We start from the raw sequence: 10,479 nt of genomic DNA, 5'->3' as shown, positions 1-10,479 counted from the left end.
GAGCGTCGCCCCGGCCGCCGCGCACGACGCGACGTCACCGACCGGGGTCATCGCGCTCGCTCGCGGATCCGGCGCGCGGCGTCCGCATCGGCGTCGGCGAGGGCGAGGGCGGCGTTGCGGAGCGCGAGCGCCTCCATCCGGGCCTCCTCGCCGACGGCCCGGCACGCGTCCAGTGCGGCGTCGACGAAGCCGTCGACGACGATGCGGGTCGCCGGGTCCCCGGGATCCGGCACGAGGGCGATGAGGTCGTCGTCCGCGTCGGCCACGCGCTCGCGGAGCGGGTCGAGGGCCCGGACGACGGCCGCGATGGTGTCGGGGTCGACCGAGCGGGAAACCACCGGACAACCCTAGCCAGCCCGGCGCCCCGGCCGGCGGTTGTCCACAGCCGGTGGCCGCGTCCCGGTCGTGGGCGAGGCGTCGGAGCGCGGTGTCGTGGGGTGCGGGCGGGCACCCCCGCGTGAGCCGCTACCCTCGGGGGTGAGGGCACAGTGCCGTTCCCTCGGTGTCCCGCGTCGGCCATCAACCACCCAGGTGAGGATCGAATCCGGTCATGCCAGACCCCATGGCGTCCCGTCGTCGGCAGCTCATCGAAGCCGCCACCCGCATCGCGGAGACGGAGGGAGGTGAGCAGGCCGCGCGACTCCTGCGGCACTACTACCGTCACGTCGCGAGCGAGGACCTGTGCGCCAAGCCGCCCGAGGTCCTCGCCGGCATCCTCGACGACCACCTCCGGCTCGCGAGGGAGCGCGCCGAGGCGACGGCCGGCGTGCGCGTGTTCCGGCCGACGCTCGGCACCGACGGATGGACGAGCAGCCACTCGGTCGTCCAGGTCGTCACGGACGACATGCCGTTCCTCGTCGACTCCGTCGCGGGCGCCATCAGCCGGGGGAACGAGAGCGGGGGGGCCGCGGTCCACCTCGTCATCCACCCGCTCGTCGAGGTGCGTCGCGACGCGGCCGGTGCGCTCGAGGAGGTCCTCGATCCGCAACCGGAGGGCGGCGACTGGGACCGCCCCTACGGCCAGCTGCGCGAGTCGTGGATCACGATGGAGATCGACCCTCTCGACGACGAGGGAGCAGCCGCGCTCGAGGGGCGGCTGCGACAGGTCCTCGCCGACGTCCGCGTCGGCGTCGAGGACTGGCAGCGGATGCGGCGGCGGTGTCTCGACATCGCCGACGAGATCGAGGACGGCGCCAACGCCGACCTCGACCCGCGGGAGGTGGCCCAGGCGGTCAACTTCCTCCGGTGGATGGCCGACAACCACTTCACCTTCCTCGGATACCGGGACTACAGCCTCTCCCCGGGCGAGCGGGGCGAGGCGATCAGCGCCGACCAGGGCACCGGCCTCGGCATCCTCCGGTGGGATCCCGCGATGGGCCGGCAGACGGCCGTGCTCAGCGACAAGGCGAGCCGCAAGGCCCACGAGCACCGGCCGCTCATCATCACCAAGGCCAACGCCCGCTCGACCGTCCACCGCCCGGTCCACCTCGACTACGTGAGCATCAAGCGGTTCGACGCGAGCGGCGAGGTCGTCGGCGAGCACCGCTTCCTCGGTCTCTTCACGGCGACGGCCTACACCGAGTCCGTCGTCAAGGTACCCATCGTCCGCGACAAGGTCCGCTCGATCCTCGACCGGTCCGGCTTCACCTCGGACAGCCACTCCGGCAAGGACCTCCTCGAGGTCCTCGAGGACTACCCCCGCGACGAGCTGCTCCAGGCGAGCGAGGACCACCTCTTCGACGTCGCGACCGCGGTGCTGCCCCTGCAGGACCGCCGCACGACGGCGCTGTTCCTCCGCGACGACGAGTTCGGCCGGTTCGTGTCGTGCGTCGTCTACCTGCCGCGCGACCACTACAACACCGCGGTCCGGCTCCGGATCGCCGACCTCCTGCGGCGGACCTTCGACGGCGAGTCCGTCGAGTACACGACGCGCGTCTCCGAGAGCGCCCTCGCGCGGCTGCACTTCGTCGTCCGGATGCCGCACGGCGTCCCGATCCCCGAGCTGAGCCCCGCCGAGCGCGACCGGCTCGAGGAGCGTCTCGTCGACGCGGCGCGGACGTGGGAGGAGAAGCTCCACGCGGCGGCCCGGGACGCCCACGACGAGGACGAGGGCGCACGGCTGCGGCTGCGGTACGGCAAGGCCTTCCCCACGGCATACGAGCAGCGCTTCGGCATGGCAGCGACCCTCGCCGACATCACCCACCTCGAGCGGGTCGGCGCCCCCGACGCAGACCCCGACCGCACCGACATGGTGCTCTACAAGGGCGACAGCCCCGACGGGATGCGCCGCTTCAAGCTCTTCCGCCGCGGGCCGATCTCACTGACCGACGTCCTGCCCCGGTTCACCGACATGGGGGTCGAGGTCGTCGACGAGCGGCCCTTCGAGGTGACCCGCTCGGACGGGATGTCGCTGCACATCTACGACTTCGGGCTGCGGGTCGCCTCGGAGGAGCTGTGGGCCCAGCTGCCCCACGAGGAGATGCGCGACCTGTTCGAGTCGGCCTTCGCGGCCGTCTGGCAGGGCCGGGCGGAGTCCGACGGCTTCAACGCCCTCGTCCTCGGGGCCGGTCTCACGTGGCGTCAGGTCGTCATCCTGCGGACCGTCGCGAAGTACCTGCGCCAGACGCGGTCGACGTTCAGCCAGGACTACCTGGAGTCCGCCCTCATCGCGAACGCCGACATCGCCCGGATGCTCGTCGAGCTGTTCGAGACGCGCTTCGACCCGAGCCGGTATGCCACGGAGGAGGACGGCGACGCGGCCGCCGCCCGCCGCGAGGAGGACGCCGAGGAGGTCGCGGGGCAGATCCAGGCGGCGCTGGACGAGGTCGGCTCGCTCGACCAGGACCGGATGATCCGCGCGTTCCTCGCCGTCATCCGGGCCGGGCTGCGGACGAACTTCTACCAGCCCGCCGACGACGGCGGGCCGAAGCCGTACGTCGCGCTCAAGGTGCGGCCGCGGGCCATCCCCGACCTGCCCGAGCCGCGGCCCCAGTTCGAGATCTGGGTCTACAGCCCGCGTGTCGAGGGCGTCCACCTCCGGTTCGGCCCGGTCGCCCGTGGCGGCCTGCGCTGGAGCGACCGGCGGGAGGACTTCCGGACCGAGATCCTCGGCCTCGTCAAGGCGCAGATGGTGAAGAACGCCGTCATCGTGCCGACCGGCTCCAAGGGCGGCTTCTTCGCCAAGCAGCTGCCCGACCCGGCCGTCGACCGGGCGGCGTGGATGGAGGAGGGCGTCGCCGCATACCGCATGTTCATCAGCGCGCTGCTCGACATCACCGACAACCGCGTCGAGGGGCGGGCCGTCCCACCGGCGAACGTCGTGCGGCACGACGGCGACGACCCCTACCTCGTCGTCGCGGCCGACAAGGGCACGGCGACCTTCTCCGACATCGCGAACGAGGTCGCGGCCTCCTACGGGTTCTGGCTCGACGACGCCTTCGCCTCCGGCGGCTCGGCCGGCTACGACCACAAGGCGATGGGCATCACCGCCCGTGGCGCGTGGGAGTCGGTCAAGCGCCACTTCCGCGAGATGGACATCGACACCCAGGCCGAGGACTTCACCGTCGTCGGGATCGGGGACATGAGCGGCGACGTCTTCGGCAACGGCATGCTCCTGTCGGAGCACATCCGGCTCGTCGCCGCCTTCGACCACCGGCACATCTTCATCGACCCCGACCCCGAGGCGGCGAGCTCGTATGCCGAGCGCCGGCGGCTCTTCGACCTCCCGCGGTCCTCGTGGGCCGACTACGACACCTCGCTCATCAGCGAGGGCGGCGGGGTCTTCCCGCGGACCCTGAAGAGCATCCCCATCTCGCCCCAGATGGCCAAGGCCCTCGGCCTGCCCGACGGGACGAGGTCGATGACGCCGGCCGAGCTCATGCGCGGCGTGCTCCTCGCGCCGGTCGACCTGCTGTGGAACGGCGGCATCGGCACCTACGTCAAGGCCTCGACCGAGGACAACGGCTCGGTCGGCGACCGTGCCAACGACGCCATCCGGGTCGACGGGAACGCCTTGCGCTGCAAGGTGGTCGGCGAGGGCGGCAACCTCGGCCTCACCCAGCTCGGCCGGATCGAGGCGGCTCTGGGGGAGGTCAGGGTCAACACCGACGCGATCGACAACTCCGCCGGTGTCGACACCTCCGACCACGAGGTGAACATCAAGATCCCGTTCGGGGAGGTCGTCCGCCGCGGGGACCTCGACCTCGACGCCCGCAACGAGCTCCTCGCGTCGATGACCGACGACGTCGCGGAGGACGTCCTGCGGGACAACTACGAGCAGAACGTCCTCCTCGGCAACGCCCGGGCCCAGGAGCACCAGATGCTCAGCGTCCACCAGCGGCTCATGCACTGGCTCGAGGAGCGGGGCGACCTCGACCGCGAGCTGGAGTTCCTCCCGAGCGACGCCGACCTCATGCGTCGTTCGCGCGACGGGCTCGGCCTGAAGTCGCCGGAGTTCTCGGTCCTCGTCGCCTACACCAAGCTCGCGCTCAAGGAGGACCTCCTCCCGGGCGAGCTGCCCGACGACCCGTGGTTCCGCGAGACCCTCATGAGCTACTTCCCGCCGGCCATCCGCGAGCGCTACGGCGAGGACCTGCTGCGACACCCGCTGCGCCGGGAGATCGTCACCAACGCCGTCGCGAACTCCATCGTCAACCGCGGCGGCATCACCTTCGCCTTCCGGGCCATCGAGGAGACCGGTGCGACGGCCGAGCAGGTCGCGAGGGCATACGTCGTCTGCCGGGAGATCTTCGACCTGTCCTCCTTCGTGGCGCAGGTCGAGGCGCTCGACAACGTCGTGACGACGTCCGCCCAGACCCGGCTCTACCTGGAGTTCCGGCGACTGCTCGACCGGTCGATCCGCTGGTTCCTCACCGCCCGGCCCACGCAGCTGGACATCGCGGCGGAGATCGGCCTCTTCCAGTCGGTCGTCGCCGAGCTCGGTGCGAGGATCCCCGAGCTGCTCCAGGGGGACGAGCGCACGCGGCTCGAGCGCCGCAGCAAGGAGTTCGAGCGGCAGGGCATCCCCGCGGAGCTCGCGGTCCGCACCGCCTCGCTCCTGGACGCCTACGCGCTCCTCGACGTCGTCGACATCGCGACGGACACGGGCGAGACCCCCGAGGACGTCGCCTCGCTGTACTTCGTCCTCTCCGAGAGGTTCGCGATCGACGCGATGCTCCACCGGGTCACGGCGCTGCCCCGCGCCGACCAGTGGGACGCGCTCGCGCGCGGGGCGGCGCGCGACGACCTCTACGCCGTCCTCGAGGCGTTGACGAGGTCGGTCATCGACGTCTCCACCGCGCAGCGCGAAGCCGGGCCCGAGGCCCGCTTCGAGGTCTGGGCCAAGGCCAACTCGGAGTCCCTCGACCGCGCGAGGCGCTCCCTCGCCGGCATCACCCGCCTGGAGTCGCCGAACCTCGCCGCCCTGTCCGTCGCGCTGCGCACCCTGCGGGGCGTCGTCCGGTCCGGTTCGGGATCGGGGGCGGCCTCCGCCTGAGCCCGCTCCGCGGCCGCGATGCGGGCGGGAGTCCTGGCGCTGGCTCGGCGACCCGGTCCCGACCGCCTGGGCGGGACGTCCCGGGTTCTGCGGCCCGGTCGCCGGCGTGATCCGGGGCCGGGAGTCCGGCCCCGGCTCTCCGGTCGGGCGGGCTAGGCTGCACCGCGTGAGCCCGCTCAACACGCATCTGCGGGGCGTCTCGTCGCTCAGCAGCGCGCAGACGGACTGGCTCCACCTCCTCATCGGCGACTGGCAGCTCGTGTCCGACCTGTCCTTCGCCGACCTCGTCCTCCTCGTCCCTCATGAGGAGGACTGGCTCGTCGTCGCGCATGTCCGGCCGAACACGGGCCAGATGGTCTTCTACGACGACATCGTGACGACCGTGCTCCAGTCGGAGCGGAACCCGAAGGTGGGGGAGGCATACCGCACCGGACGGATCATCGGCATGGGCGGGCCGATCGTGCGCGGAGGCATCGACGTCGTCGAGGAGGCGATCCCCGTCGTGCGGGACGGCATACCGATCGCGGTCATGACCCGGCACACGCCGGTGACGATCCGCCGCGACCCGAGCCGAATGGAGGACACCTACCGCTCGCTCGCCGACGACCTCGTCACGATGATCGCCGCCGGGGACTTCCCGAGCGCATCGGCACCGACGGGTCTGCGCCGCGGCGCGCCGCGGGTCGGGGACGGCGTCGTGCGCCTCGACGAGGGTGGGTTGGTCCGGTATGCCAGTCCCAACGCCATCAGCGCGCTCCACCGCCTCGGGCATCACGAGGCGGTCCTCGACCGCAACCTCGCGCGGATCGTCACCGACCTCGTCCAGCACAGCGAGTCACCCGTCGACGAGACCCTCGCACTCGTCGTGACCGGCCGGGCTCCGTGGCGCTCGGAGGTCACGTCCCGGGGGGCGACAGTCACCATGCGCGCCATCCCGCTCATCCGGTCGCGGCAGCGCTTCGGCGCGCTCCTGCTGCTGCGGGACGTGTCCGAGCTCCGTCGGCGGGAGCAGGAGCTGCTGACCAAGGACGCGACGATCCGCGAGATCCACCACCGGGTCAAGAACAACCTGCAGACCGTCGCCGCCGTCCTCCGGCTCCAGGCCCGCCGCCTCCGGGAGCCGGAGGGACGTGCCGCCCTCGATGAGGCCGTCCGGCGGGTCGGGACGATCGCCCTCGTCCACGAGACCCTCAGCGAGGCCATCGCCGACGACGTGAACTTCGACGACATCGCCGTCAAGGGTCTGCGCGCCGTCGTCGAGGTCGCGACGGGGGAGCACCGGATCGACAGCGCCGTCTCGGGGTCCTTCGGTCTCATGCGCGCCGAGGACGCGACGACGCTCGCCATGGTCATCTCCGAGCTCGTCCAGAACGCCGCCGAGCACGGTCTCGGCGATCGGGAGGGGTGGATCACCATCCACGCCGACCGGTACACCGTTGCCGCGGAGGACGTCCTCGAGGTTCGGATCACCGACACCGGTCGCGGTCTTCCGGAAGGCTTCCGCCCGGGGTCGGGGCTGGGGAGCCAGATCGTTCAGTCGCTCATCGCGGACCTGCGAGGGACGATCACCTGGGCGAACGCGGCTCCCCACGGCGCGACCGTCCACTTCATGGCGAGGCTGCGCCCGCTCTCCCGGAAGACCTGACCGTCCAGCGCCCGCTCTCCCGGAAGACCCGACCGTCCAGCGCCCGCTCTCTCCCGCAAGACCCGACCGTCCAGCCGTTCCAGCCCGACCCACCCGAACCTGCTGGGCTCACCCGCTCCCGGGCGCGCCCACCCCTCCCGCCGCGCCCACCCCTTCCCGCCGGGCTTACCGGCTCCCCGCCAGGCCCACGTCAACCTCGCACGTGCCGAGTTGTTGCTGCTCAGGATGCGCGAGGGCGACATCTTCTCGGCACGTGCGGATGTCGACGGGGGCAGGTGTGGGCTTGTCGTGGTCGGAACTCGCTTGGCGACCATGACAACCCCGCGCGCATACGGTGTCGGCCATCTGGTCGTCGGTCGCGGCAATCGGGGCTGGCGGGTGCCGAGCACCTAAGGGGTCGAAGCCCTTGTGGGGAAGCTGATATGAGCCAGGACTCTGGTCAGCTTCCCCAGAAGGATCTCAGCCGTGCCCGTGCGCGGCTGGCGACCACGACAACCTCGCACGTGCCGAGTTGTGGTAGCTCAAGATGCTGAGGGGCGACATCTTCTCGGCACGTGCCGACAACTCGACGGGGCGGGTGTGGGCTTGTCGTGGTCGGAACCGGCTGGTGACCACGACAACCTCGCACGTGCCGAGTTGTTGCTGCCCGGAATGGTTGGGGGCGACATCTTCTCGGCACGAGCGGGCAACTCGACGGGCGCACGGAGGCGCTTTCGTGGCCGTGGCCGTGGCCGCTTGGTCGGGTGGGGGGTCTGTGCGTCGGCGGTTCGGGAAGGGGCGAGCGGTACGTCCTGGACTCAGCCGGCTCGCCGGGCGCGGGCGTTCCGCCGCTTGAGGGCCCGGCGCTCGTCCTCGGACATCCCACCCCAGACCCCGGAGTCCTGACCGGTCTCCAATGCCCACTTGAGGCATTGGTCGATGACCTCGCACCGGCGGCACACGGCCTTGGCCTCCTCGATCTGCAGGATCGCCGGGCCGGTGTTCCCGATCGGGAAGAACAGCTCGGGGTCCTCGTCGAGGCAGGCAGCGCGGTCGCGCCAGTCCATGAAGATCGGCTCCTTGTCGCAGGGTCGTGAGACCCGCTCTGGTGGTGCCCGGTGACCGGGGGGTCGGTCTGGGGCGTCGTTGCGGGCGGGCGGAGGCCTGCGCAGCAATCCGGCGGGTCATGCTAGTAGATGGTGCCCCGCGGTGCACAGTGCCCACGGGCGGATACGAGACGCCCGGTCATCGTCGACCGGCCACGGCCGGGTTCGCACCCAAGGGGTCAACGGGCCGCGCACGGGGTTTGTTCCATCACCTAGGCTGCCGGACGTGAGCCCGAGCCCACGTCCCGACGATGTGTCGCAGATCACGCGCGGAACCCGCCGAATCCGGGCGATCGCCGCCCTCGTGTGTGGTGTGGAGGCGGTCGCCCTGCTCGGGTTCTGCGGCTTCTATCTCCTGGAGATCGCCCGCGGGGAGCAGGACGACACGACGCGAGCGCTGATGAGCGCCGTGCTCATCGCGCTCTTCGCGGTCGCCCTCGGGTTCCTCGCCATCCAATGGGTGAGATCATCGCCCTGGGTCCGGACTCCGACCATCGTGTGGAACCTCCTCCTGCTTCCCGTCACCTGGGGCCTCGTCCAGTCGGGGCGCGTGCCGGTCGCCCTGGCGGTGGGAGGGGTCGCGATCGTCGGACTCGGGGCCGCCATCCTCGCCGGAGACGCAGACGGCGGCCCTGACGGTGTCGGCGACGGCGGAGTCCACGGTGACGGAGGCCCGCGCGCCTGAGTACCTCGTGGGCGGCGGCCCGATGGTGGCCCTCACGGTCGCGACGCCGAGACTCCGGTGAGAAGAGGATCGGGGCAGGCCACCTGGAGAGCCGTGGACGCACCCCGGAGGACGAGGTGTCCGCGCCCGGCGTGTGGCTCCCGGGCCCGGGGCAGCCGCAGCCCGAACACGTCACCGTCGAGGGGTCCGGTCGGGGCGAGGAGCAGGCCGGTGCGGGGTCTGGCCACCTCGGCCACGACACCGCGGAAGAGGGTCCCGATGACCGCGGAGTCGGCGGCACACACGAGCAGTCCGCCGTCGCGCTCCACGCGGGCGGCCAGCTCGGTGAGCGCGACATCCATCGTCGTGCCGAGGAGCTGCTCGGCGTCGTCGACGAGAACGGCGAGGCGCGGGTCGGCACGGTGGGTGGACACGAGCCGCTCGACGTCGTCGGGTCCCAGCCTGGTGAGGGGCGGCTCGGGGGCAGACGCCCCGGGTCGCGCCGAGACGAGGACCGTCGTCAGGCCGGTGGCGGCGCACCGTGCGGCGATGGTGGCCAGGGCCGTGGTGCGCCCGCTCCCGCGCGGTCCGGCGACGAGGAGCCGACGCCCGTCGTCCGTGGGCCGGAACCCGACGGCGAGGCCGTTCTCGTCGCGGCCGACGAGGAGCTCCTGCGTCGCCGGGAGCTCGGACAGGGCGACGACATCGGGCAGCCGCCCGACGGTGAACGGGCGACAGGCGTCGCTGGACGGCAGGTCGGCGGCGAGCCCGTGGATGGCCTGCGTCTGGGCGCCGCCCGAGGGGTCGGCGCCCAGGTGTGCCACCTGGACCTCGAGGCCGTCCTCCAGGCGCTGCCCGCGTCCGGGTGGGCGCTCGGTGCCGTCCCGGCGTGGCAGGCCGGCGAGGCTCGCCTCCCCGGGATCGAGCCGACCCAGGGCGACTCGCGTTGTGCACATCCGGGCGGCCGCGCCGACGAGCAGGCCACGGCCACCCGTCACGACCGCGCCGAGACCCACGGCGCGGCCGTCCTCGAGGAGGCCGCGGAGCCGCTCGGTGAGGACGAGCACCTCGTGGTCGGCGGCTGCGGTGTCGGCGAGGGCGTCCCACCCGTCGACGACGAGAAGCAGCCAGGCCGGCGCCTCCTCGGGCGCGGACGTATGCCATTCCTCGAGGCGGGTCAGGCCGCGAGCGGTCAGGAGCCGTCGCCGGCGGGACACCTCCTCGGTGAGGCCCGTGAGGAGGCTCCGCAACCGGGAGAGGTCCTCGGCATCGACGACCGCTCCGACCTGCGGAAGGGACTCGAGGGCGGTGAGGGAGCGGCCGGCGTCGACGGCATACACCTGGACGGGCACGGGTGGGCCGAGCGCGATGGCCCCGGCCACGAGCGTCCGGACGAGCGTCGACCGGCCGGACCCCGGTGGGCCGGTGACTCCGAGGACGGCGCACTCGGCGGGTGACCACGACCAGACGGACTGGACCTGTCGGGCAGGGTCGTCGATGAGCCCGATGGCGACGGCATCGGCGCGCCGCGGCAATCCGGCGACCGGGAGCGCGGCGGGCAGCGGTGGCAGCCACGGCGCCGCCGCGGCTG

At 72.2% G+C, this 10,479-nt stretch carries 6 protein-coding genes; 3 read left to right on the top strand and 3 right to left on the bottom strand.

From position 1 onward, the window contains the following. Nucleotides 1-47: 47 nt before the first annotated feature. Nucleotides 48-338, bottom strand: a complete 291-nt coding sequence (locus BN12_RS10670) for a hypothetical protein (RefSeq protein WP_048552343.1) — start codon at nucleotides 336-338, stop codon at nucleotides 48-50. Between the two features lie 212 nt (nucleotides 339-550). Between BN12_RS10670 and BN12_RS10665 the strand changes: the two genes are divergently transcribed. Together BN12_RS10665 and BN12_RS10660 are read left to right on the top strand one after the other, a co-directional pair. After that, on the top strand, nucleotides 551-5,494 hold the full coding sequence (locus BN12_RS10665; RefSeq protein ID WP_048552341.1) for an NAD-glutamate dehydrogenase: 4,944 nt from the start codon (nucleotides 551-553) through the stop codon (nucleotides 5,492-5,494). Between the two features lie 166 nt (nucleotides 5,495-5,660). Next, nucleotides 5,661-7,139, top strand: coding sequence for a sensor histidine kinase (locus BN12_RS10660; RefSeq protein WP_048552337.1), 1,479 nt, complete (start codon nucleotides 5,661-5,663; stop codon nucleotides 7,137-7,139). A gap of 797 nt (nucleotides 7,140-7,936) precedes the next feature. Here the strand turns inward: BN12_RS10660 and BN12_RS10655 are convergent. Beyond that, nucleotides 7,937-8,185, bottom strand: a complete 249-nt coding sequence (locus tag BN12_RS10655; protein ID WP_048552335.1) for a WhiB family transcriptional regulator — start codon at nucleotides 8,183-8,185, stop codon at nucleotides 7,937-7,939. Between the two features lie 265 nt (nucleotides 8,186-8,450). Between BN12_RS10655 and BN12_RS10650 the strand changes: the two genes are divergently transcribed. Then, complete coding sequence (locus BN12_RS10650; protein WP_235432372.1) at nucleotides 8,451-8,909, top strand: hypothetical protein; 459 nt, start codon at nucleotides 8,451-8,453, stop codon at nucleotides 8,907-8,909. A gap of 32 nt (nucleotides 8,910-8,941) precedes the next feature. Here the strand turns inward: BN12_RS10650 and BN12_RS10645 are convergent. Beyond that, a partial coding sequence (locus tag BN12_RS10645) for an FtsK/SpoIIIE domain-containing protein (protein ID WP_048552334.1) occupies nucleotides 8,942-10,479 on the bottom strand: 1,538 nt, incomplete at its 5' end.

This window comes from Nostocoides japonicum T1-X7, from assembly GCF_001046855.1.
In the GTDB taxonomy this organism is placed as follows: Bacteria; Actinomycetota; Actinomycetes; order Actinomycetales; family Dermatophilaceae; genus Nostocoides; species Nostocoides japonicum.
Note: the sequence above shows the minus strand (reverse complement) of the source record. Positions and strands in the feature narration are given on the sequence as shown.